This window comes from Planotetraspora kaengkrachanensis (assembly GCF_016862895.1).
In the GTDB taxonomy this organism is placed as follows: Bacteria; Actinomycetota; Actinomycetes; order Streptosporangiales; family Streptosporangiaceae; genus Planotetraspora; species Planotetraspora kaengkrachanensis.
Genome location: NZ_BONV01000029.1, coordinates 1 through 23,714 on the forward strand (window position 1 = coordinate 1; position 23,714 = coordinate 23,714).

Consider the following 23,714-nt stretch of genomic DNA (forward strand, 5'->3'; position numbering starts at 1 on the left):
CAACGTTCATCGCTCACTCCCCCGTGTACGCGATCGCCTCAGACCCGCGAGCAGTGGCGGACAGGCGCGAGACGATGGTCGCGGCCACCTCGCGCGCCGAGCGGATGAGAAGCGTGCGGTCGAGCCGGCCGCCCCACTCCCCGCGCAGCAGGTCGGCGCCCTTGACGTCGAAGGCCAGGCCGCCCAGGACCACGTCGGGCAGGCCGGCCGCCTGCATGACCCGGCGCACCTCGGCGAGCGACTTGCCGTACTCCCGTTGCTCGGCGATGACGACGACACCGATCTGCGACGGTTTCTGACTGCGCTGGCGAAGCGTGCGCTGGAGCGCGATGACGCGTTCGCGCAGGTGCGCGACCTGCTCCAGAGTCGGTCGTGCGAACAGGAGCACCATGTCCGCCTGCGCGACCAGGCCCAGGGTCTCGGGATTGGATCCGACGCGGCCGCAGTCGGCGAGGACGTCCGCTGGCATCGTGCTCAGAGCCTGGCCGAGGGGTTCCCACAACCAGGCGAGACCGCCGGCCTGCTCGCTCGTCTGAACCCCGACCAGTACCTCGAGGCCGCCGACCAGGTGTTGCGTGTGCTCCTGGATCTGCTGCGGGTGAAGGCCACGACGGGCGGTCGCACCCAGGCTGAGCAGACCACGGGACGGGTCGAGCGCCGTCCCGTCCTCTGCGGGCAACCGGTACACGAGGTCGCCTCCCGCCGCGTCGCACTCCGCCACGAGGACGGGACGCGGCCACACGGCGCCGAGAGCCGTGGCAGCGGTCGTCACGCCGGGGGCGCCCTTGTCCGCGGCCAATGCGATCAGCGCCATGGTCAGCCCTGTCCGTTCGCGGGAGGGGAGTTGCGCGGAGTCTGAGACTGCTGGCCGTTCTGGGTGTTCTGACCGTTCTGGCCGTTCTGGGTGTTCGACTGAGTGCCCTGCTGATTACCCTGCCCGGTCGTGGACCCCGTGCCGGTGGCCCTGCTGGACGGCGTCGTCCGGGGAGTGGGAGCCGTCGCCGGATCGGATTGCGCCGAGGGCTTGGCCCCGGGCAGGTAGGCGAGAGCGATCCGCCCGCTCGCGGCGTACCCCACGACCTGCGGAGAGATGCTGTCGTTCACCACGACGGAGACCGTGACGTTGGCCGAGCCGGTCGCACTGTCCCCGCCGCGCACCGAGTTCACCAGCGCGCTGCGCGCGAGGAGCCTGGACGAGCCGTCACCGTTGTCGCCTGGCACGTAGACGACCTGGACCCGCTGCCCCGCCTGGAGGTTGGGCGGCATCTGGTTCGGCTTGAGCGAGAGACCCACGACCGCCTTGCCGGGGACCAGCTCCGCCGAATCCTCACTGATCATGTTCTGGTTCAGCAGGGTGCCCGGCATGAGGTCGACCGCGGCGTAGTACCGGGTCATCTCCTCCGCGGCCGACCAGTAGACGAAGGCCGGGCCGTCCTGTGCGATCTGCACCTCTTTCATGGCGCTGATCGGGATCGGCTGCCCCGCACCCACCCGCTGGCTGATCTCGATCGCGGCCACCCGGTCCCCGCTGCGCAGGACCAGCGTCACGGTCAGCAGCGCGCCCCCCACGATCAGCAGGACGGCCAGAGCGGCGAGGCCGGGCTTTCGGTCCCGGGGCGCCGTGGGGAGCCCACGTCCGGACCTTGAGGGCTTCGACGGCGTCTGGTCGGCCAGACGTTGTGCCTCAGGACTGCGCGACGGCGCTTGTTCCGTGACCCTCATCAGCAGGACTCCACAGCCGGGGACGCTGGTGCCGAAAACAGACAATAGCGAGACAAGAGCGTGTACGTATCTCTGGCCCCGTCAGACGATATTTCCACATGACGCATGAAAGTACTTGCCCCCACAATCCCGCCCTCGGAAGCACTTAAATTGACAAACCGGACAAACAGCCCAACTCACCCTCTCGACCAAGCGGAGGTGGCTATGCTGCGGCTGTGGCGGAAGTAACGAATCCCCTGTATAGCCATTTGACGCAACTTCTAACCCGAGTCCACAAAGTACAGGATGAACTCCGGACGAAGCTGGATAATCCCACTAAGAACATGGCCGGGGGCGGGGTGTGGACGAGTCCCACAGCTCAACAGTGGGGCGGCCGACTTTCTGACCAGCGCAATAAGTACAACAGCGCTGTCGACCGCCTCGATGACGAACTGGTTGCGATGATCGCGAGGACACCGGAGAACTCGTCCCGCTGATGCCCGACGGTCTCCCGGACGCCGATGTCGCGGGGATCGCCGCGTACCTGACGGACGAAGGCGAGCGGAAGCCCGGCGAGCCCTAGCAGCCCCCGAACCGCGAGCGACCCCCCGACCACCAGAGACTTCAGGAAATCGAACGTTGCGTATCTCTCTTACGGCGCTCACCCCCGACGGCCCGCGGGACGTCCTGGCCAGCGCCGACGACCAGGCCACGGTGAGCGGGCTCGCCGAGGCGCTCGCGCGGACGCTGGACGTGCGCGGGGAGCGCCTGGCCGAGGTGGTCCGGCATCCCCGCTGGGGCGGCGACGAGCGCATCCCCGCCCGCGTGGACCTGTGGGCCAACGGGCTGCGGCTCGACCCGCAGGCCATCGCGGGCCAGGCGCTGCGCGACGGCGACCTGGTCACGCTCGACTCCGGCGCGGCCGCGGCGACCCGGCTGGACGAGCCGCGGGGCGTCGTCGAGATCAGGATCTCCGGCGGGCCGTCCGCGGGGAGGGTCCACCGGCTCGGCTTCGGCACGGCCGCCCTGGGCGGCGCCGGCGCGATCGCGGTCGACGACCCGCTGATCCCGCAGACGGTCGCCCACGTGCACGTGTCCGCCGGTCAGGCCGTGGTCGAGCCCGTGGCGGGAGCCGTGCTCACCCTGGACGCACGGCCGCTGACGGAGGCCGCCCCCTGGCCGGACGGCGGGGTGCTGCGCGCCGGCGCGTCGACGTTCACGCTCCGGACCCCCGAGAACCCCGACGCCCATCTGACGCCGCTCCCCGACGGAGGGCGAGCCTACAACCGGCCGCCCCGGCTGGTCGGCCCTGCGCGGACGCGGAGCATCGAGGTGCCGGTGGAGCCCAGACGTCCAGAAGGCCACCGGCTGCAACTGCTGTCCACCATGATCTTCGCCGTCGGCGGCATCGTCATGGCGACCGTGTTCCACCAAGCGCTGTTCCTGCTCATGGCCCTGCTGACCCCACTGGGCATGGTGGGGCAATGGTGGAGCGACCGCCGCTACGGCAGGAAGCGGCACCGGCAGGCGCTCAAGGAGTACCGCGAGAAGAGGGCCAGCTTCGCCGCCGAACTCGACCGCCTCACCGACGTCGACCAGGCGGAACGCAGGGCTGAGTGCCCCGACCCCGCCGAGGTGCTGCTCACGGCGACCGGCCCGCGCAGAAGACTGTGGGAGCGGCGGATCCACGACGTGGACACGCTGAGCCTGCGCGTCGGCCTGGCCGACCAGCCCGCCAACATCGAGCTCGTCCCCGAGCGGGGCTTCGGCGACGACAAGGACCTGCCCGAGGTTCCCCTCTCGCACGCCGTGCCGGTCACCGTGCCCCTGGCCCGGCTCGGCGTGATGGGCGTCACCGGTGCGCGGCCGGCCTCCAGGGCACTGGCACGCTGGCTCGTCGCCCAGGCGGCGGCGCTGCACAGCCCCCGCGACCTCGCCATCGTCGTGTTGTCCGCCGACCCTGAGGCGGAGCGCAGCTGGAGCTGGGTCCGGTGGCTGCCGCACTGCGCTCCGCACGAGGGAGAGGACTGCGTCGCTCTGGTCGGAACCGACCAGGAGTCGGCGGCGCGCCGGGTCACCGAGCTCGTCAACAAGATCAACGAACGCCGGGCGGCCGCCTCGTCGGCCACCGGGTTCTCGGACGCGCCCCAGGGATACGCGAACGCCCGGCCGTACAACATCCTGGTGGTGCTCGACGGCGCCCGCGTGCTCCGCGGCCTCCCGGGCATGCCCCAGGTGCTCCAGCTCGGCCCGACCGCGGGCGTACACGCGATCTGCGTGGACGACGACCAGCGGTTGCTGCCGGAGGAGTGCGCCGTCGTCGCGGCCTGCGACGTCGAGCGCCCCTGGCTCGTACGGCTGCGCGGCGCCGGGCTCGACCTGCAGCAGGAGATCCTCGGCGACCAGGTGACCCTCGGCTGGTGCGACCGCACGGCCCGCGCGATGGCCGCCGTGCGCGACGTCAGCCGGGAGGACGCCGACTCGGCCATCCCGAACTCCGCCCGGCTTCTCGACCTGCTCGGCATGCCCGATCCCCGTCCCGAGCAGATCGAGTCCTTCTGGCGGCACGGGCGCACGACCAAGGTGCCCATCGGCCTGGGCGCCGACGGGCCGTTCCTCGTCGACCTCCGTCTGGACGGCCCGCACGGCCTGGTCGCCGGCACCACCGGCGCCGGAAAGTCCGAACTCCTTCAGTCGATCATCGCGTCGCTCGCCGTGGCCAACCGGCCGGACGAGATGACGTTCGTCCTCATCGACTACAAGGGCGGCAGCGCGTTCAAGGACTGCGCCAAGCTGCCTCACACGGTCGGCATGGTCAGCGACCTCGACGGCCACCTGACGATCCGCGCGCTCGAATCGCTGGCGGCCGAGCTCAAACGGCGTGAGCACCTCCTGCTCGACGCCGACGCCAAGGACATCGAGGACTACAACGACCTGCGCGACCGCGCCATGGCCTCCCCCCAGTACGGCCAGGCCGAACTGGAGCCGATGCCGAGACTGCTGCTCGTCATCGACGAGTTCGCGGCGATGGTTCAGGAGCTGCCCGACTTCGTGGTGGGCCTGGTCGACATCGCCCGGCGTGGACGCTCGCTGGGCGTGCACCTCATCCTGGCCACGCAGCGGCCCGCGGGTGTCGTCACCCCGGACATCGCCGCCAACACGAACCTGCGCATCGCGCTGCGGGTGACCAGCGGCGGCGAGTCGAGCGACGTCATCAACTCCCCCAACGCGGCGGCCATCTCCAAGTCGACGCCGGGCCGCTGCTACGTGAGGTCGGGGGCGTCGTCGCTGCACGCCGTGCAGTCCGCCCGGATCGGTGGGAGGCGCCCAGGTAACGGACCGGCGAAGGCCGAGCCGATCGACGTGCTCCCGCTCGGCTGGACCCGCCTCGGCCTCCCCCTCCCCGCGCGGAAGGACGACGACGGCGACGAGTCGATGGTGACCGACCTCGCCGTCCTCGTGGACACGATCGGCCAGGCCGCGCGTGCGGCCGGCGTGCCCGTCCAGCGCAGCCCCTGGCTTCCGCCGCTGCCCGACGCGCTCACGCTCGGCTCGCTGCCTCTGGAGCACTGGAGCCGGCTGCCGTTCGGCCTCGCCGACGTCCCCTCGCAGCAGAAGCGCGCACCGGAGTGTTACGACCTCGCGGCCTCGGGCCACCTGCTCATCAGCGGCGCGAGCCGCAGCGGCCGCTCGACGGTTCTGCGGGCGCTCGCCGGCGCGGTCGGCGTCCACACCGACCCGCGTGACGTGCACCTGTACGCGGTCGACTGCGGGAACAACGCCCTGCTGCCCCTCGTCGGCCTGCCCCACACCGGTGCGGTGGTCGGCCGTGACTCCCCCGAACGGCTCAGCCGCCTCACCGACCGGCTGCTGGCCGAGATCTCGCAGCGGCAGCAACTCCTCGCCACACAGGGGTTCGCCGACGTGTCCGAGCAGCGCGCCGCCTCCGACGTGCCGCTGCCGTACGTGCTGGTGTTGTTCGACCGGTGGGAGGGCTTCATGGCGGCCTTCGAGTCCTACGACAACGGCACCCTGGTCGACAAGTGGCTGCAGATCCTGCAGGAAGGCGCGGGCGCGGGCATCAAGGTCATCATGTCGGGCGACCGCTCGACTCTGGTGGGCCGGATCTCCACGCAGTTCGACGACCGGCTGGTGCTCAAGCTGACCGATCCCATCGACTACTCCTACGTCGGCATCAAGGCCAAGGACGTGCCAGAACACCTTCCGCCTGGGCGCGGTTTCCGGGCCGCGACCGGCATCAGGGAGGTACAGATCGCGTTGCTCGCCGAAGACCCGGCCGGCACCGCCCAGGTCGCCGCCCTGCACGAGATAGCCCGTACGGCACGGGCACGCGCGGGCGACGTGCCCCGCGCCGCGCGGCCGTTCCGCGTCGACGCGCTGCCGGCCGTCATCGACCTGCCGGAGGCGCTCAAGCTCGCGGAGGGCCCGGTGCCGCAGGACGCCGTCGTGTTCGGCGTGGGAGGCGACACGCTCGGCCTGCGCTACTTCCGCGCGGAGGAGCACGGCCCCGGCATCGTGGTCGCCGGGCCGCCGAAGACCGGCCGCAGCACGGCGCTGTGCACCATGTTGTGCCGGCTGCTCGACCATTCGTACGAGGCCGTGCTCATCACCCCGCGGCGCAGTCCGCTGCGTGACTTCGCGGACCGTCCGGGTGTGCGGGGCTCCTTCACGGCCGAGGCATCCGTCGACGAGGTCAGGCAGGCGCTCGGATCAGGCAGGCACGTGCTGATGATCGACGACCTGGAACTCCTGGGCAGCGACAGTGAACTGGCCGAGTGGGTGACCGAGCACGTCGGGCTGCTGCGCGACACGGGCTCGCTGGTGATCGGCGCGGGCAGCGCCGACGACCTCGACTCGATGTATCGGGGGCCGATCGTCGCGATGAAGAAGTCCCGCACCGGCCTGCTCCTGCGCCCCAGTTCGACCGGGCAGGGCGACCTCCTCGGCGTACGGCTGCCGCGCAGCCTGGCCAGTGGAGCCGGCCCGGCCGGACGCGGACTCATGGTGATCGGCGGATCCTGGGAGCAGATCCAGGTCGCCGCGCCGTCGGCGACGTGAGCTCTTGGGGAGGGGCCTCTCGGTAGGGCCTCACGCGGCCATCGGGTGAGAGTAGACGCCTCTCAGGGCCGGAAAACGAAAAAAGGGGCCGCGGCCTGATCGGCCGGGGCCCCCTGCGTCCCGAGATTCACGAACCGGTCGCGGCGGCGATCGCCTCACGGTTCTTCTTGATGCCGTCCTGCGCCTCGATCAGGGTCTGCTGGACGTTCTCGAAGGTCTTCTTGTAGCTCTCCCACGCGTCGAGGAACTTCTGGGCGTTCGGGCCGGACCAGGCGACCGGGATCTTCTTGGCCTCGGCGTCGAGCGCCTTCTGGACCGAGATCACGGCGTCCCCCTGCGCGCGGAAAACCTGGGCCATCTTGTCCATGTCCGGCAAGATTCCGCCGACCTTGTCGCTCATTGGAATTACCCCCTTCGTCCCATTTGTCTCATGGTCAATCCGGACCCACAATAACGAGTTAGATCGACTTGGGAGGCTTTTCAGGAAATCTGAGCAGACGCGCTATATCGGGGCCGCGGATCTCACGCCAGGGGTGGCCGCTTACACTCCATGGAGGCTCGCCAGGCCGAGAAGGAAGGTAAGACGCCGGTGCACAAGGTCCTGATCGCCAACCGTGGCGAGATCGCCGTACGGATCGCCCGCGCCTGCAAGGACGCGGGACTGGCAAGCGTCGCGGTGTACGCCGACCAGGACCTGGACGCCCTGCACGCCCGGGTCGCCGACGAGGCGCACGCGCTCGGCGGCCAGACCCCCGCGGAGACCTACCTCAACATCGGCAAGCTCCTCGCCGTCGCGAAGCAGACGGGCGCCGACGCCGTCCATCCCGGCTACGGCTTCCTGGCCGAGAACGCGGACTTCGCCCAGGCCGTCCTCGACGCGGGCCTGATCTGGATCGGCCCGCCGCCCGCCGCGATCACCGCGCTCGGCGACAAGGTCCAGGCCCGCCACATCGCGCAGCGCGTGGGCGCGCCGCTCGTGGCCGGGACGCCCGACCCCGTCTCCGGAGTCGAGGAGGTCGTCGCCTTCGCCGAGCAGAACGGCCTGCCCGTCGCCATCAAGGCGGCGTTCGGCGGCGGAGGCCGCGGGCTGAAGGTCGCACGGACGATGGAGGAGATCCCCGACCTCTACGAATCGGCGGTCCGGGAAGCCGTGACCGCCTTCGGCCGCGGAGAGTGCTTCGTCGAGCGCTACCTCGACCGCCCGCGGCATGTCGAGACGCAGTGCCTCGCCGACCAGCACGGCGACGTCGTCGTGGTGAGCACGCGCGACTGCTCGCTGCAGCGCCGCCACCAGAAGCTCGTCGAGGAGGCCCCCGCGCCCTTCCTCAGCGACGAGCAGCTCGAACTGCTCTATTCGTCGTCGAAGGCGATCCTCCGCGAGGCGGGGTACGTCGGGGCCGGCACCTGTGAGTTCCTCGTCGGCCAGGACGGCACGATCTCCTTCCTCGAGGTCAACACCCGCCTGCAGGTCGAACACCCGGTCACCGAGGAGGTCTCGGGGATCGACCTGGTCAGGGAGATGTTCCGCATCGCCGACGGCGAGCCTCTCGGCTACGGCGACCCCGTGCTGCGCGGGCACTCCATCGAGTTCCGGATCAACGCCGAGGACGCGGGCCGCGGGTTTCTGCCCGCTCCCGGCACGCTGACGGCGATGCGCACCCCGTCGGGCCCGGGCGTGCGACTCGACTCCGGCTACGAGACCGGGATGACGGTTCCGCAGTCGTTCGACTCCCTCGTGGCCAAGCTCGTCGTCACCGGCGCCTCCCGCCGCCAGGCCCTGGAGCGGTCGCGGCGGGCGCTGGCCGAGTTCGAGATCGAGGGCATGCCCACCGTCCTGCCGTTCCACCGCGCCGTGGTCGAGGACCCGGCCTTCACCTCTGAGCCCTTCTCGGTCCACACCCGGTGGATCGAGACGGAGTTCGCCAACGACATCCCGCCCTTCGAGGGACCCGCACTGGAGGCCGAACCCGCGGCGCGCGAGCGGATCACGGTCGAGGTCGGCGGAAAGCGCCTGGAGGTCGTGCTGCCCGCAGGCCTCGGCGGCGCCGGCCGTACGCAGGCGAAGGCGTCGCCGCGGCGAAGCGCCCGCGGCGGCGGCAACCAGGCAGCGGCGGGCGGTGACGCGCTGGTGAGCCCGATGCAGGGCACGATCGTCAAGGTCGTCGTGTCCGACGGGGACACCGTGGCCGCCGGCGACACCATCGTCGTGCTCGAGGCGATGAAGATGGAGCAGCCCCTGCAGGCGCACAAGCCCGGCACCGTCACCGGCCTGGCCGCCTCGGTCGGGCAGACCGTCTCCGCCGGCGCCGTGATCTGCGAGATCAAGGACGTGTGAGCCGCTCGGGCCGTACGGCATGACCCGGGCCGGACAATCGCAGGGTAAATGTCCGTTATGGCGCTTTGCTGCACATTTTCATTAAACGGTGCTCGTGGGGCGCCTGAGGGTTGAACGCGTTGTCCGCGAGACCCGTGATGCCGACGCGCGCTCATCGCCGTCGGGAACATCGAGGCGGTTCCGCCACGAGAGCCGATAGCGTTTTCCCGAGGAACTATCGCGCCCTGTCGTTCGTCCAGTAGGGCGAAGGAGGCTTGAAGCCGTGACGATCAATCATCCGCTGAGCCGCGTGGGGGCCACGCTAGCGGCGCTAGCCGTCGGTCTCTTGGCGTTGTTCGCGTTCTCCCCGGCCGCCCTGGCCGCGGCCCCGCCCGACCCCGCCACCGTGCTCGCGGGATGGCGAGGCGGAGACCCGCTCTTCGTCCAGAGCGGTTCGCCTCTGTCAGGTGGCCAGCAGGGCGACATCCGCAAGGCGCTGGAGGAATCCAAGTCCAAGATCTACGCGGTCGCAATGCCCGACGGCACCGTGACCACGGCTCAGGCCGGGCAGTTCATCACCACCCTGGGCACGGAGCTCGACAAGGCCGGCCGGTCGAGCGCGACAGTGATCGTCCTTGACGGCACCAGCGTCTTCGCCGGCTCGAGCGCCCTGCCGCGCGGCGTCACGGCGGGCCAGCTGGCCAGGCTCTCCACGGGTAACAACCCCGGGGAACTGGTCACCGGCATCCAGGACTTCGTCAACCGGGTGAACAAGGCCGTTGAGGGCGACGTCAACGGCGCCCGCGAGAGTGGCAGTGCGGCAGGCGGCGGTGGCGGCACCGGCATCCTGGTGGGCATTCTCGGAATCGCCGTCGTCGGAGGTGCCGGTTTGTGGGTCGTGTCGCGCCGGATGAAGCGCAAGCGCGAGGAGCGGGAGGCCGCCGGACTCGCCGCCGTGAAGCAGACCGTCGAGGAGGACGTCACCAAGTTCGGTGAGGAGATCACCGCCCTCGACGTCGACGTCAAGATGCTGCCGCAGGCCGAGACCTCGGGCGACTGGCAGCGCGCCCTCGACTCCTACGAACGCTCGAAGACCGAGCTGGCCGCGGTCAAGCGCCCGGATGACCTGCGGGCCGTGACCTCCTCCCTCGAGGACGGCCGCTACGCCCTCGCGTGCGTCAAGGCCCGCGTGAACAACCAGCCGCTGCCCGAGCGGCTCCCGCCGTGCTTCTTCAACCCGCAGCACGGTCCGTCCGTCCGCAACGTGCGCTGGGCTCCGCCCGGCGGCGCCGTCCGCGAGGTCCCGGCCTGTGCCGCGGACGCCGAGGCGGTCGAGCGCGGCTTCGACCCGCAGATGCGCGAGGTCGTCGTCAACGGTCAGCGGCGGCCGTACTGGGACGCGGGCCCGGCCTACCAGCCCTACGCCTACGGCTACTACGGCGGTTTCGGCGGCGACCTCATGACCGGAATGCTGGTCGGCACCATGCTGGGCGGCGCCTTCGGCGGCTGGGGCGGCGGTTACGGCTACGGCGGCGGATACGAGGCCGGCTACCAGGACGGCGTCGACGCGGGCGGAGGCGACTTCGGAGGCGGCGGCGACTGGGGCGGCGGAGGCGGCGACTGGGGTGGCGGCGACTTCGGCGGAGGAGACTTCGGCGGCGGCGACTGGTGACCCAGCCCCACCCTTGGGTGTGATCATGCACAGGTTCGGGATCGTGCCGGTCGACCTGCGGTCATCTTGTTCGTGATCATGCACAGATTCGAGATCTTGGGCTTCTACCAGCGGATTCACAGTTCGTGATCATGCAAAAGCCCCGAGCGGGCGGGCATTGACCCACCGCACCAACCGTGTGGCCTTGCACTCCATTCGAGAGTGCAAGGCCACACGTGTTCCATGGCATCGCGTTCCGACCTGGCCCGCGCATCAACCTGACCCGCGCATCTCAACCTGACCCGCGCTCCCAACCTGGCCCGCGCTGCATGATCACCAAATGAGACACCCCCGGTCAGCTGTCCCGCAGCCGAATCCGTGCATGATCACGAGCTGAGAATCCGCAGGTCGAGCGGCGCGATCCCGAACCTGTGCATGATCACGCCGGGTGAAGGCGCAGGTCACGAGCCGCGACCGCGAATGTGTGCATGATCACGCCCAAGGGTGGGGGTGGTCAGACGGCTCGATCCCGAACCTGTGCATGATCACCACCAGCGGTAGGATCGGGTGAGACACTCGGGGGGTTTGTTCAGGAGGCCCCTTTGCGTCGCGTCACCCCCCTTGTTCTCGCCGCATTCCTCGCAATCGCCCCGGCGACGGCCGTACTCGCGGCTTCGCAGGCCGCCGCAGCGTCGGCGGCGCCGTGCAAGAAGGGCAGCGGGCCCCATCTCCGCGGCAAGGACTTCACCGACGGCACTCCCCTCCCCTCCGACCTGCGGTGCGCGGACCTCACCAGGGCCAAGCTCGACGAGGTGGACCTGACGCGGACGGACCTCACCGGGGCCGTCCTGCGAGACGCCTCCCTCAAGGAGGCGGATCTGACGCAGGTCCACGTGGAGTACGCCGATCTCCGCGGCGCCGACCTCAGCGAAGCGGACCTCGGCCAGTTGCGGGCCAAGCAGGCCGATTTCCGCGGGGCCGTCCTCATCGACGCGGAGGCGGGCCAGGCCGAGTTCCCGCACGCGGACCTCACCGAGGCCGTCCTCACCAGGACCGTGCTGACCCAGGCCGATCTCACCGACGCCACGCTCAAGGCGGCCGACCTCCGGGGCGCCGAGCTCGGCCAGGTCAGGGCGCGTACGGCGGACTTCACGGGAGCCCGTCTGCGGGACGCCACCTTCGACCAGGCGGAGCTGCAGTACGCCGTGTTCAAGGACGCCGACCTGACGAAGTCCTCGTTCACCCAGGCCAACCTCCAGGGGGCCGACCTGCGGGGGGCCGACGTCGAGGACGCGAGCTTCACCCAGGCCGACGACCTCAATCTCACCGGGGCACGGGGCTCGGCCGAGGACGTCCCCGACGACGCGATCGTGCCCGACGGCGCAGGCAACCCGATCACCGGCGTGCTCGGCGGCTCAGGCCAGGGCCCGTCGACGGCCGTGGTGCTGATCGTCCTCAGCACGCTCGGGCTGGGCGCGACGCTCATGATCTGGGGGGCGGCCCATCGGCACCGGCGGCGCTCCGCGGCTGCCTACGCGGCCGCCCGCCGGGCGGCGGAGGAGGACGTCACCCGGTTCGGCGAGGAGATCGACGCGCTGGACTTCGACATGAAGATCAACCAGCTCAACGGGCCCAACGGCGAATGGCAGGCGGCCCTGGACGCCTACGAGGCCGCCAAGCGGTCGCTGCTCATCGCGCAGACGCTGCAAGAGCTCGACGGCGCCGCCGCGGCCGTACGGCACGGGCGGCAGGCGCTGGAGGCGGTCAGGAGACGGCTGTCAGATGTCCACCGACAGGGGTGACGTGAGCCGCCGGGCAGCCTCGGGGATCGAGCCGGACAGCGAGGGGTACACGGCGAAGGTGTGAGCGAGCTGGTCGACGGTCAGCCGGTGCTGGACGGCGACGGAGACGGCGAAGATCAGCTCGGACGCCCTGGGCGCGACCACGACGCCGCCGAGGACGATGCCCGTGTTCGGCCGGCAGAACAGCTTGACGAAGCCGTCGTTGAAGCCCTGCATCTTGGCCCTGGCGTTCGTGGCGAGCGGCAGTTTGACGACGTTGGCCTCGATGTCGCCGCACTCGATCTGCTTCTGCGAGATGCCGACGGCGGCGATCTCGGGGTCGGTGAAGATGTTGGAGGCGACCGTGGCGAGCCTGATCGGCTGTACGGCCTCGCCGAGGGCGTGCCAGACGGCGATCCTGCCCTGCATGGCCGCCACGGAGGCGAGCATCTGCACGCCGGTGCAGTCGCCCGCCGCGTAGACGCCCGGCGCCGAGGTCCTGGAGACCTTGTCGACCTCGATGAAGCCGTTCTTGTCCAGCCGCACGCCGTTGTCCTCGAGGCCCAGCCCGGCGGTGTTGGGGATCATGCCGACGGTCATCAGGCAGTGGGTGCCCTCGGCTGTCCTGCCGTCCTCGAGGGTGACGACCACGCCGTCCTCGGTCCGTTTGACCGACGCGGCCCGTGAGCGGCCCATGACGTTCATGCCTCGGCGGCGGTAGACCTCTTCGAGGACCTCGGCCGCGTCGGCGTCCTCGTTCGGCATCATCCGGTCGCGGGAGGACACCAGTGTCACCTCGGAGCCGAGGGACCGGTAGGCCCCGGCGAACTCGGCGCCGGTCACGCCGGATCCGACGACGATGAGGTGCTCGGGGAGCTCCTTCAGGTCGTACAGCTGCCGCCAGCTCAGGATGCGCTCTCCGTCGGGCTCGGCGCCGGGCAGCACGCGAGGGTGCGCTCCGGTGGCCACGATGACGACGTCGGCGCGGACGGTCCGGTCGCCCGCGCGGACCCGCTGCGGGTCGACCAGCCGGCCCTCCGCCTTGATCACCTCGACGCCTTCGGCGGCCAGCCGGGCCGCGACGTCGCCGGACTGCGCCTGGGCGAGCTCCTTGACACGCTTGTTCACCAGCGGCATGTCCGCGAGGACGCCGCCGACGTCGCCGTCCTCGCCGCCGCTGAAATGCACGCCGAGCGACGGCGCGTCGAGCAGTGCCTGTTTGCGGACCGATGTGGCGATCAGGGTCTTCGACGGCACACAGTCGGTCAGCACACAGGCCCCTCCGGGGCCCTCCCGCTCGACCACTGTGACCTGTGCTCCCAGTTGCGCGGCGACGAGCGCCGCCTCATATCCTCCGGGTCCGCCGCCGATGATCACGATTTTCGTCACGCCGTCCATTCTTCCGTATCCCGCCGGGCTGCTCCCGAACAGGGCCGCGTAACCACCCGACTACACCGATTTCCCTCCGACACCGGGTGTCCGGGCGCTCTCTTCGTTCAACTTTCGGGATCTTGGATTAATCTTGTGTGCCGTGCCTGTTTACGCCGCCTATGGCAGCAACATGGACCCGAAGCAGATGGCGGAGCGTGCTCCGCACTCACCGGTGCGCGGCACCGGCTGGCTGTCGGGCTGGCGACTGACGTTCGGCGGGGAGGACGTCAGCTGGGAGGGCGCGCTCGCCACGATCGTCGAGGACGCCTACGATCAGGTCTTCGTCGTCCTCTATGACGTCCCCGAGTGGGACGAGACGTCCCTCGACAAGTGGACGGGCACCGAGCTGGGCTATTACCGCAAGGTACGGCTCCGCGTCGCCACGCTGGACGGCGACGTGCTGGCCTGGTCCTACGTGCTCGACTCCTATGAGGGCGGCCTGCCCTCGGCGCGCTATCTCGGCATCCTGGCCGACGCGGCGGAGAAGGCGGGCGCCCCCGACGACTACGTGAGCGCGCTGCGGACCCGCCCCTGCAAGTCCCTCGGCGACTGATGCCGTCACGGGCCGGGAGCATCGTTCAGGTGTCCTGGTCGGGATGCTTCGCACCTTCTGTACGCTCACTAAAGTGACCAACGACGCTTACGGCTTGGCGGCAGAGGCCGCGACCACGCTGAGGAATCTGACCGGTATCGGATCCTTCGACGTCGCCATCGTCCTGGGGTCGGGCTGGGTGCCCGCCGCGGACGCCATCGGCGAGACCGTCGCCGAGTTCCCCGTGACCAAGCTGCCCGGTTTCACGCCCCCCTCCGTCGCGGGGCACGCGGGCACCCTGCGGGCCGTACGCACCGCCGCCGGCCTCAACGCGCTGATCTTCCTCGGCCGCACGCACCTCTATGAGGGCAGGGGCGTCGAGCCGGTGGTCCACGGAGTCCGTACGGCCGTCGCGGCCGGAGTCCGCACGGTGGTGCTGACCAACGCGGCGGGCGGGCTCCGCCCGGAGACGCAGCGCGTCGGGGAGCCGGTGCTGATCAGCGACCACATCAACCTGACGGGCAGCAACCCGATCACCGGCGCGACCTTCGTCGACCTCACCGACGTCTACACGCCGCGCCTGCGCGAGCTCGCCAGGGAGGTAGACCCGTCACTGGCCGAAGGCGTCTACGTGGCGTTCCGCGGCCCGACCTACGAGACCCCGGCCGAGATCCGCATGTTGCGGACGCTGGGCGGCGACCTGATCGGCATGTCGACCGTGCTCGAGGCGATCGCCGCCCGCGAGGCGGGCGCCGACGTGCTGGGCGTCTCGCTGGTCACCAACCCGGGCGCCGGCCTCGTCGGCGAGCCGCTCAACCACGAGGAGGTCCTCGAGGTGGGCCGGGCCACCGCGGCCCGCATGGGCGGGCTCCTCGCCCAGGTCGTCGACAAGCTGTAGCCCCGTTTCCGCGCACTGGAGAACGACGTTGACCTCCACCGACTTCGTACGGCCGGCTCTCGAATGGCTCGCCCAGGACCCCGACCCCGCGACCCGGGCGGAACTCGAGGACATCCTCGGCCGGGAGGACCACGCCGAGCTGGCGGAGCGGTTCGGGGCCAAGCTGGAGTTCGGCACCGCGGGGCTCCGCGGTGAGCTGGGCGCCGGGCCCAACCGGATGAACCGGGTCACCGTCATGCGGGCCGCGGCCGGGCTCGCCCGCGTGCTCGGGCCGGGCAGTCACGTGGTCGTCGGGTACGACGCCCGGCACAACTCGGACGTCTTCGCCGCCGACACCGCCGCGGTCCTGACCGGAGCGGGCCTGCGGGCGTCGGTCATGAAGAGCCACTGGCCCACGCCGGTGCTGGCCTTCGCCGTGCGGCACCTCGGCGCGGACGCGGGCGTCATGGTCACCGCCTCGCACAATCCGCCGCGGGACAACGGCTACAAGGTCTACTGGGGTGACGGGGCGCAGATCGTGCCGCCGATCGACGCCGACATCTCCCGCGCCATCGACGCGGTCGGCCGCGTGGACGAGCTTCCCCGGGGCGAGGGCTGGACGACGCTGGGATACCAGGACATCGTCGAGCCGTACCTCGACGCGGTCACGTCCCTGCCGATCGGGGAGGCCCGGGAGCTGACGATCGCCTACACCCCGCTTCACGGCGTGGGCGGGCAGGTCCTCTCCGACGCCATGGTCAGGGCCGGTTTCAAGGCGCCGGTGATGGCGGAGCGGCAGGCGGCGCCCGACCCGGACTTCCCCACGGTGTCGTTCCCCAACCCGGAGGAGCCGGGCGCGATGGACCTCGCGCTCGAACTGGCCGGTGAGTCGGGCGCGGACCTCGTGCTGGCCAACGACCCGGACGCCGACCGGTGCGCCGTCGGCACTCCCCTGCCCGGCGGCGGCCACCGGATGCTCACCGGTGACGAGGTGGGCGGCCTGCTCGCCGAGCACGTGCTGACGCACACGTCGGGCGACGGGCGTCGCGTGGCAACGACCATCGTCTCCTCGTCGCTGCTCGGGAAGATCGCCGCGGAACATGGCGTGGCGTACACCGAGACCCTCACCGGCTTCAAGTGGATCATGAAGGCGGGGGCCGGGCTCGTCTTCGGATACGAGGAGGCACTCGGGTACAGCGTCGGCTCGGACACGGGCCTGCCCGTCCACGACAAGGACGGCATCGGTGCCGCGCTCGCGATGGCGGGCCTGGCGGCCCAGGCCAAGCGGGACGGCAGGACGCTCATCGACCTGCTCGACGACCAGGCGCGCCGCCACGGGCTGCACGCGACCGCCCAGCTCTCCGTCCGCGTCGGCGACCTCTCGCTGATCACCGACGCGATGGCGCGCCTGCGGGCCGTGCCGCCCGCCGAACTGGCGGGCCGCGCCGTGGTCTCGGCCGAGGACCTGGCGGCGGGTACGGCAGGCCTGCCGCCGACCGACGGGCTCCGCTACCACCTGTCCGGCGACGCCCGCGTCGTCGTACGGCCCAGCGGCACCGAGCCCAAGCTCAAGTGTTATCTGGAGATCGTGATCCCGGTCGGGGACGACTCCGAAGGCGGCGTGGCCGCCGCGCGGGCGCGAGCCGTCCGGGACCTCGACGCCCTCAAGAGCGACGTGGCCGCCGTACTGGGGCTGTAGCGGGGCCTCAGATCGAGGCGACGATCGTCACCACGACGAGCACGGCGGCCGCGGCCACGGCGGCGATCGCGTAGGGCGACCAGGTCACCGTCGTCTCGCCCGTCGAGTCCGCGGCCTTGGAGACGCTCAGCTCCGTCAGCTGCAGCGCGACCCAGTCGGCGTGCGTGCGGCCGACCAGCAGTTCCGCGGCCGCCTGCTCGCCCTTGGAGACGTTCGCCTCCATGACCGGCTTCTTGCCGCGCTCGGCCCGGCGGGTCGCCTTGGCCCGCTCACGGGCCGTGGTCTGCGGCGTCCAGCACCGGATGGCCGCGTGTCCCGTCTCGATGATGATCGCGTGGGTGACGAGCACCTCGCCGACGTCCTTCCAGGGGACGTAGGCGTCCCTGAGCGGATTGCGGACGCGGACGCCCCCCGCCTCGGCCACGATCGCGGGGCGCAGCGCCAGCAGGAACACCAGCGCCGTGAGAACGCCGAGCACCGCACCCGCGATCAGCGCCGAGGGCATCGTGCCGTGGGCGACGAGGTCGTAGACGTTCCAGGCGACGAACACCAGCCACACCCAGCCGAACAGCCAGGCCACCTTCGACCGGAAGATCTGCTTTTTCACCCGCGCCGCGCCATCTGGGCGAAGCCCGGCTTGATCACGTCGTTGATGAGGGCGAGCCGTTCGTCGAACGGGATGAAGGCCGACTTCATCGCGTTGACCGTGAACCACTGCAGGTCGTCCCAGCCGTACCCGAACGCGTCGACCAGTGAGGCGAACTCCCGCGACACGCTGGTGTCGCTCATCAGCCGGTTGTCGGTGTTGACGGTGACGCGGAAGTGCAGCCGCCGCAGCAGCCCGATCGGATGCTCGGCGATCGACGGAGCGGCCCCCGTCTGGACGTTGGACGCGGGGCACATCTCGAGGGGGATGCGCTTGTCGCGCACGTACGCGGCCAGCCTGCCGAGCTTGGCCTCGCCGTCGCCCGACACCGCGACGTCGTCGATGATGCGGACGCCGTGGCCGAGCCGGTCGGCGCCGCACCACTGGATGGCCTGCCAGATCGAGGGCAGCCCGAAGGCCTCACCCGCGTGGATGGTGAAGTGCGCGTTCTCCCGCTGCAGGTACTCGAACGCGTCGAGGTGACGCGTGGGCGGGTAGCCCGCCTCGGCGCCCGCGATGTCGAAGCCGACCACGCCGACGTCGCGGTAGCGCACCGCGAGCTCGGCGATCTCCATCGACCTCGCCTGGTGCCGCATCGCGGTGAGCAGCGTGCCGACCCGGATCCTGGGCCGGCCGTCCGGGCCCGCCGACCCCGCGCGGAAGCCCTCCAGCACGGCCTGTACGACCTCGTCGAGGCTGAGGCCCCCGGAGGTGTGCAGCTCCGGGGCGTACCTGACCTCCGCGTAGACGACACCGTCGTCGGCCAGGTCCTGGGCACACTCCGCGGCGACCCTCTCGAGCGCCTCGCGTGTCTGCATGACACCCACGGTGTGCGTGAAGGTCTCCAGGTAACGCTCGAGCGAGCCCGAGTCCGAGACCTCACGGAACCAGGACCCGAGCGCGCCGGCGTCGGTCGTCGGCAGCGTGTGACCGCAGTCGCGGGCCAGATCGATGATCGTCGCAGGACGGAGACCGCCGTCCAGATGGTCGTGCAGCAGCACCTTGGGGACCGCGCGGATCTCCTCAAGAGTCGGCAGCCGGCTCATGCGCCCTCCTCGCTCCCGTCACTCATCCCTCAACCCTACCTTCGCCGACATGGGCGATCTCGCAGGATATGACGGGAGATCACTCGTCCCGGTTGGCCGTCTCGGGCGAGAAGGCGGGAAGGCAGATGGCGACGTATTCGGCGCCGGAGGGCCCCGAGCTGTACCGGATCTTCTCCCCCGCGTCGCTGGAGAACGCCTGACCGGCCTCCACGACCGTGGTGCCCCCGGCGTGCTCGACGATCACCGATCCCTTGAGGACCACGGTGTACTCGGCGAACCCCGGTGTCTGCGCCGGCTCCTCCCATCCGGGGGGCGCCACCATGTGCGCGATGGACACCTGGTCGTCGCCGCTGTTCACGCGGCCGAAGTACTCATCTATCAGCTTGCCGCCGGGCACGGGAACGCGTGCCGGCGCGTCGATCTTCCTGACCATGCCGTCCAGTGTGTCAGTGCGCCACGTCGATCACGAGCCGGGTCGGCGACGACTGCTCGGACACGCGGAAGCCGGCCTTGTGCTTGAGCACGAGCCCGACGCCGACCACGCCTTCGAAGTCGCCGGTCTTGACGACGTGGGTGACGTTCGGCAGCTTGGCGGCGACCTCACGCGGGCCCTTCCAGGTCGGCCGGCCCGCGTCGTCGTGCGCGTAGGCGGGGAACAGCGTCACCTGGAGGTAGGCACCCCCCTTGATCTTGACGACGGCTCCCGAGCCGTCCTGGACGAGCCTGGGCACGAACTTGACCGCGTAGCCGGTCCTCGCCCCCGCGAAGTCGACGACGACACGGTCGAAGGCCGGGTGGCGCGCGTACCTGACTCCGGTGACCGTGGGAGGGGGCACGGGGGAACGTTCCACACTGATCGGCGCCGTCGAGGACGGCGGCGGAGGGGCGGCGGGCCTGGGCTGAGTGACGGGCTTCGCCGACGCGGTCGGCGTGGTCGGGACGCCCTCGGCGGGTGACTCGACGGGCTCGGGCGTGTCCTCTCCGCCCGTGTCCGGGGATGTGGGGGCGGACGCGGCCGGAGTCCCTCCCTGGGACGGCAAGGCCGACGACTCCGCCGAGGTGCCTGCGCAGGCCACCAGGCCGGCGAGGGGCAGCGCCGCAAGGGCGAGACGGGTCTTCATGGCGAACGGCTCTCTTTCTCCTGATCCTGACCCATTAGACGTGATGATCAAGCGCTCGGTTCGCGAGTTCGCCGGAAAACATGGCCTGAGCAGCAAAGATCAGCTATATGCTTTTCCGGCTAGAAAGCGAGGAAAGCCGTGAACGTCCCACCTGGTGCCCGGCCCTTCCCGAACGCTCCGACGGGAGCGGCCGCCAGGGACCTCCCCGGCTTCGACGCCTTCGCCGCGGACCAGGCCCCCGCCCTCGCCCGTACGGCTTTCCTGCTCACCGGGGACGGCAGGGCCGCACGCCTGCTGGTCGTCGCGGCGGTCACCTCGGTCGCCAACCGGTGGAGCACTCTGCGGTGGTCCTCACCCGCCCGGGCGGCGACGAGGGAGCTGTTCGCGGCCTTCCTGACCCGCCCCCCGAAGGCGGTGCCGATCGTGACCCGGCCTCCGAGCGGCGAGCCGGGGACCTGGCAGGGGGCACGGCAGGACGACGAGGGCCTCCTTCCGCTGGCAGAGGCGCTGGGGGCGCTGACCCCTCGCCGCCGTGCGCTGATCGTGGCGCGCTTCCACGTGGGCGTGCCGGTGGAACTGGCGGCCGCCCTGTGCCGCGTGGACGTCCGCACGGCCTGGGCAGAGATCGGCGCCGCCCTGTCCGAGCTGATCGGCCGACTGCCCGTCCTCACGGCCGCTCCCGGTCCGGCCCCGGCCTCCGCCGCGCCCGCCGAGCCGCTACCTGCCGAGCCGCTACCTGCCGAGCCGGACGAGAGCGGCGCCACCGAAGCACCGGCCGCGGCGAGCATGGCGACCCGGGAAGGCGCCGCCGGCCCTGAGCCCGCGAGCACCCCCTGGGCTGCCCCTGAGCCCTCGAGTTCGCCCTGGGCGCCCCCCGCGCCCCAGAGCGCGCGCTGGGCCGCCCCCGAGCAACGGAACACCCCTGCGGCCTCCTGGGCGCCGCCGGCGCCCCCGGTGCCCCACAGCGGCCCGCACGGCGTCCCCGCCGGCCCGCACGGCGTCCCGGCCGGCCCGCCTCCGGTCGCCGCCACGCGGCCACCTGTCGCCGCCCCACCGCACGCGAGGCCGCACCCGGCCCCCCTCCCGGGGCCTCTGGTGGCCGAGGACCCTGCGCACGAGGCGCTGCGCCGCCACATCCACCTGCTCGCCGCGCAGGCCCCCGCCGTCGACGTCCCCGGTGTCACCGGCGAGATCCTCCGTACGGCACGGCGGCGGCGCATACGGCGGCGCGTGGTGGGCGCGACGGCCGGGATCACGGTGGCGGCGCTCGTCGGCACCGCCGTCATCGCGGGGATGTCCGCCCTGGTCGACGGGGTCCGCGACAGCGCCCGCCGTGCGGACCCCGGCCTTCAGGCCATCGACGACGGCGGCGACCACGGCGAGGACGGCGGCGCCCGATCCAAGCTCGACGATCTGCCCGGCACGGTCGCCGGCTCGTTCCAGTACGCCTACCGGCCTTACTGCGACCCCGACGACTCGATGTTCGGCGAGGAGACGGGCGACTGCACGAGCTGGCGTGTCCTGGGCGGGGCAGTCGAATGGCGCATCCCCGATGCGGAGACCCGCGCCGACCGCGCGTTGTTCGCGATCAGCTCGAACGGCCACCGCCTGGCCTACTACGACACCCGGCTGTCCTCCCTGGTCATGGCGGACGTGGACGACACCCGGCCGCAGACGACCGACCTCGTCCCGGACCCCGGCCAGATGGACTACGGCACCGATCTGCTGTTCTCGCCCAAGGGGCGGTGGCTTGCCGTCGACTTCGGACAGGACAGGGGCGCACCCGCGCCCCGGCTGCACGACTTCTCCACGCACCGGACCTGGCCCCTGCCGCTGTACATGGATCTCCTGGCCGTCTCCGACGACGGCACGGTCACCGCCACGATGACCGACGACGTGAAGAACGAGGCCGGCCGCGTACACACCACCACCCTCGTCCGGATGCGGCCGGACGGCCACGTGCTGAGCCGCGTACGTGTGGAGCCTGAGTTGTTCGACAACGGTGAGGCGCTGTCCGGCGACGGCAGGGTCCTCGCCCTCTCCGTGGAGTCGGCCCATCCGAGAGACGACGGGCAGAACCGGCTGGTCATGCTCGACGCACGCACCGGAAAGGTCCGCGCTCTGCTGGATGCGGCCCTTCCGATGTACACCTACATCGACGACATCCGTGGCTGGGTGAACGATCGCGAGGTCCTCGTCGACGTTTCCGACGACGATGACGAGTACTACACCTACGTCGTCGACGTGACCACGGGATCCGTACGGGAGATCAGCGACACCGCCCAGTACGGCACCACCGAGGTGTGGGCCGCCGGGACGCTCGAATAGGCCGAAGGGGCGCCCCGGCACCGGGACGCCCCCACGATCCGGCGATCAGATCATCTCGTAGACCTTCTCCTCCGAGGTGGTCCGCACGCGGGACCGGAACCGCACGCCCGTCAGGGCGACGACGAGCCCGACGAGCGCGAACGCGACCGACACCGTGATCGCCGCCTTGAAGCCCCCGATCGGGTCGGACTGCGTGCCAGACGTCAGCACCGCGGTCACGACCGCCAGGACGACGGCTCCTCCGACCTGGCCCGACGTGTTGAGCAACCCCGAGGCGAGGCCCTGCTCCTCGTCGCGGACGCCGTTCGTGGCCTGGATGTTGAGCGAGGGGAAGGTCAGCGCGAACGCGATGCCGAGCAGGACCATGCCGGGCAGCACCATCGTGGCCAGGCTGGGGTGCTCGTCGATCCTGAGGAACTGGACGTAGCCGGCGATCAGGGAGAGCGTGCCGAGGGCGATCAGCTTGGCCGTACCGAACCGGTCGGCCAGCTTGCCCATCTTCGTCGAGGTGATCGCCACCAGAAGGCCGGCCGGCAGGAACGCGAGGGCGGTGTGCAGGGCGCTCCAGTCGAGCAGGTTCTGGAAGTACTGCATGGCGACGAACTGGAAGCCCACGTACGAGCCGAACAGGATCACGAGCCCGATGTTCGCCCGTACGAGCGGCGCCGAACGCAGGATGCCCAGGCGGACCAGGGGATGCCTCACCCGGCGTTCGATCACGACGAACAGGGCGATCAGCGCGACGACCCCGACGGCGGACAGGGTGGTGCGGACCACGCTGACCTGCGGCGCCTCCACGACGGTGAAGACCAGGAGCAGCATGGCCGCCGTGATCGCGGCCGCGCCCAGCAGGTCGTGCCCGCCCTCGCCGCGTTCCCCATCGCGGCGGAGCAGTCGCAGGCCCGCGACGAGGGCGATGATGGCGAACGGCACCGGCATGAGGAACGTCCAGCGCCAGCCGATCTCGGTCAGCAGGCCCGACAGCACCAGGCCGAGGGAGAAGCCGCTGGCGCCACAGGCGGAGAAGATGCTCAGCGCCCGGTTGCGGGCGGGCCCCTCGGCGAAGGTCGTCGTGATGATGGACAGGGCGGCCGGAGCGGTGAAGGCCGCGCTGACGCCCTTCACGAAGCGGGCGGCGATCAGCAGGGTTCCGTCGGTCATGAGCCCGCCGAGCAGCGAGGCGACGGCGAAGACGGCCAGGGCCGTGAGGAACACCCTGCGCCGGCCGAGCAGGTCGGCGGTCCGGCCCCCGAGAAGCAACAGGCCGCCGTACCCCAGCACGTAACCGCTCACCACCCACTGCAGCGACGAGGTGGTCATACCGAGGTCGGACTGGATGGCGGGCAGGGCGACGCCCACCATCGAGACGTCGAGGGCATCGAGGAACAGGACTACACACAGAACCGAGAGGGCACCCCACAGGCGCGCCCCCCAGCGCTCATCCTTAACAGGAGGGGTCATGGGGTAGAAGGTACATGCACATGCATTGAATGCACAAACATTTAATG

General features: G+C 70.9%; 17 protein-coding genes. 8 read left to right on the forward strand and 9 right to left on the reverse strand.

Translation table 11 applies throughout. The features are described from left to right. Positions 1-13: 13 nt before the first annotated feature. Together Pka01_RS26750 and Pka01_RS26755 are read right to left on the reverse strand one after the other, a co-directional pair. The gene (locus Pka01_RS26750) at positions 14-814 is read right to left on the reverse strand and encodes a hypothetical protein (RefSeq protein ID WP_203885656.1); all 801 of its coding nucleotides are present in this window, start codon (positions 812-814) and stop codon (positions 14-16) included. 2 nt (positions 815-816) lie between these two features. Beyond that, on the reverse strand, positions 817-1,722 hold the full coding sequence (locus tag Pka01_RS26755; protein WP_203885657.1) for a hypothetical protein: 906 nt from the start codon (positions 1,720-1,722) through the stop codon (positions 817-819). A 618-nt stretch (positions 1,723-2,340) separates the two neighbouring features. Here Pka01_RS26755 and Pka01_RS26760 point away from each other — a divergent pair. Continuing rightward, positions 2,341-6,780 (forward strand): FtsK/SpoIIIE domain-containing protein, encoded by a 4,440-nt coding sequence (locus Pka01_RS26760; RefSeq protein WP_203885658.1) that lies wholly within the window; start codon positions 2,341-2,343, stop codon positions 6,778-6,780. A 127-nt stretch (positions 6,781-6,907) separates the two neighbouring features. Here the strand turns inward: Pka01_RS26760 and Pka01_RS26765 are convergent, their stop codons facing one another. Next, positions 6,908-7,180 carry a WXG100 family type VII secretion target gene (locus Pka01_RS26765; RefSeq protein ID WP_203885659.1) on the reverse strand — a complete coding sequence of 91 codons (273 nt, stop codon included), beginning with the start codon at positions 7,178-7,180 and terminating at the stop codon, positions 6,908-6,910. A 189-nt stretch (positions 7,181-7,369) separates the two neighbouring features. Between Pka01_RS26765 and Pka01_RS26770 the strand changes: the two genes are divergently transcribed. From Pka01_RS26770 to Pka01_RS26780, 3 genes are all read left to right on the forward strand, one after another. Continuing rightward, positions 7,370-9,115: an acetyl/propionyl/methylcrotonyl-CoA carboxylase subunit alpha gene (locus Pka01_RS26770; RefSeq protein ID WP_203885700.1), complete on the forward strand. Its 1,746-nt coding sequence runs from the start codon at positions 7,370-7,372 to the stop codon at positions 9,113-9,115. A gap of 262 nt (positions 9,116-9,377) precedes the next feature. Continuing rightward, positions 9,378-10,766, forward strand: a complete 1,389-nt coding sequence (locus Pka01_RS26775) for a hypothetical protein (protein WP_203885660.1) — start codon at positions 9,378-9,380, stop codon at positions 10,764-10,766. 581 nt (positions 10,767-11,347) lie between these two features. After that, positions 11,348-12,547: a pentapeptide repeat-containing protein gene (locus Pka01_RS26780; RefSeq protein WP_203885661.1), complete on the forward strand. Its 1,200-nt coding sequence runs from the start codon at positions 11,348-11,350 to the stop codon at positions 12,545-12,547. On the opposite strand, the gene Pka01_RS26785 is transcribed toward Pka01_RS26780, so the two are convergent. Continuing rightward, positions 12,524-13,915 carry an NAD(P)H-quinone dehydrogenase gene (locus Pka01_RS26785; RefSeq protein ID WP_203885662.1) on the reverse strand — a complete coding sequence of 464 codons (1,392 nt, stop codon included), beginning with the start codon at positions 13,913-13,915 and terminating at the stop codon, positions 12,524-12,526. The genes Pka01_RS26780 and Pka01_RS26785 overlap by 24 nt on opposite strands. A 142-nt stretch (positions 13,916-14,057) precedes the next feature. Here Pka01_RS26785 and Pka01_RS26790 point away from each other — a divergent pair, with 142 nt between their 5' ends. The 3 genes from Pka01_RS26790 to Pka01_RS26800 all read left to right on the forward strand — a co-directional run bounded on the left by Pka01_RS26790 (position 14,058) and on the right by Pka01_RS26800 (position 17,065). Next, positions 14,058-14,510: a gamma-glutamylcyclotransferase family protein gene (locus Pka01_RS26790; RefSeq protein ID WP_203885663.1), complete on the forward strand. Its 453-nt coding sequence runs from the start codon at positions 14,058-14,060 to the stop codon at positions 14,508-14,510. 73 nt (positions 14,511-14,583) lie between these two features. Further along, positions 14,584-15,387 (forward strand): purine-nucleoside phosphorylase, encoded by an 804-nt coding sequence (locus tag Pka01_RS26795; RefSeq protein WP_239115331.1) that lies wholly within the window; start codon positions 14,584-14,586, stop codon positions 15,385-15,387. 28 nt (positions 15,388-15,415) lie between these two features. After that, on the forward strand, positions 15,416-17,065 hold the full coding sequence (locus Pka01_RS26800) for a phospho-sugar mutase (RefSeq protein ID WP_203885665.1): 1,650 nt from the start codon (positions 15,416-15,418) through the stop codon (positions 17,063-17,065). Between the two features lie 7 nt (positions 17,066-17,072). Here the strand turns inward: Pka01_RS26800 and Pka01_RS26805 are convergent, their stop codons facing one another. From Pka01_RS26805 to Pka01_RS26820, 4 genes are all read right to left on the reverse strand, one after another. Beyond that, positions 17,073-17,672 carry a PH domain-containing protein gene (locus Pka01_RS26805; protein WP_203885666.1) on the reverse strand — a complete coding sequence of 200 codons (600 nt, stop codon included), beginning with the start codon at positions 17,670-17,672 and terminating at the stop codon, positions 17,073-17,075. Then, positions 17,669-18,757, reverse strand: a complete 1,089-nt coding sequence (locus Pka01_RS26810; protein ID WP_203885667.1) for an adenosine deaminase — start codon at positions 18,755-18,757, stop codon at positions 17,669-17,671. The genes Pka01_RS26805 and Pka01_RS26810 overlap by 4 nt, the downstream gene beginning before the upstream one ends. A gap of 79 nt (positions 18,758-18,836) precedes the next feature. Further along, on the reverse strand, positions 18,837-19,190 hold the full coding sequence (locus Pka01_RS26815; protein ID WP_203885668.1) for a cupin domain-containing protein: 354 nt from the start codon (positions 19,188-19,190) through the stop codon (positions 18,837-18,839). Between the two features lie 13 nt (positions 19,191-19,203). Continuing rightward, positions 19,204-19,878: an AMIN-like domain-containing (lipo)protein gene (locus Pka01_RS26820; RefSeq protein WP_203885669.1), complete on the reverse strand. Its 675-nt coding sequence runs from the start codon at positions 19,876-19,878 to the stop codon at positions 19,204-19,206. 138 nt (positions 19,879-20,016) lie between these two features. Here Pka01_RS26820 and Pka01_RS26825 point away from each other — a divergent pair, with 138 nt between their 5' ends. Next, positions 20,017-22,206, forward strand: a complete 2,190-nt coding sequence (locus tag Pka01_RS26825) for a hypothetical protein (RefSeq protein WP_203885670.1) — start codon at positions 20,017-20,019, stop codon at positions 22,204-22,206. A gap of 45 nt (positions 22,207-22,251) precedes the next feature. Here Pka01_RS26825 and Pka01_RS26830 read toward each other — a convergent pair whose 3' ends face one another. Further along, positions 22,252-23,667, reverse strand: a complete 1,416-nt coding sequence (locus Pka01_RS26830; protein ID WP_203885671.1) for an MFS transporter — start codon at positions 23,665-23,667, stop codon at positions 22,252-22,254. Between the last annotated feature and the right edge of the window lie 47 nt (positions 23,668-23,714).

Coding starts and splice junctions, on each gene's coding strand:
- Pka01_RS26810 (WP_203885667.1), bottom strand. CDS start 18,757: ATGAGCCGGCTGCCGACTCTTGAGGAGATCCGCGCGGTCCCCAAGGTG.
- Pka01_RS26830 (WP_203885671.1), bottom strand. CDS start 23,667: ATGACCCCTCCTGTTAAGGATGAGCGCTGGGGGGCGCGCCTGTGGGGT.
- Pka01_RS26815 (WP_203885668.1), bottom strand. CDS start 19,190: ATGGTCAGGAAGATCGACGCGCCGGCACGCGTTCCCGTGCCCGGCGGC.
- Pka01_RS26765 (WP_203885659.1), bottom strand. CDS start 7,180: ATGAGCGACAAGGTCGGCGGAATCTTGCCGGACATGGACAAGATGGCC.
- Pka01_RS26820 (WP_203885669.1), bottom strand. CDS start 19,878: ATGAAGACCCGTCTCGCCCTTGCGGCGCTGCCCCTCGCCGGCCTGGTG.
- Pka01_RS26755 (WP_203885657.1), bottom strand. CDS start 1,722: ATGAGGGTCACGGAACAAGCGCCGTCGCGCAGTCCTGAGGCACAACGT.
- Pka01_RS26750 (WP_203885656.1), bottom strand. CDS start 814: ATGGCGCTGATCGCATTGGCCGCGGACAAGGGCGCCCCCGGCGTGACG.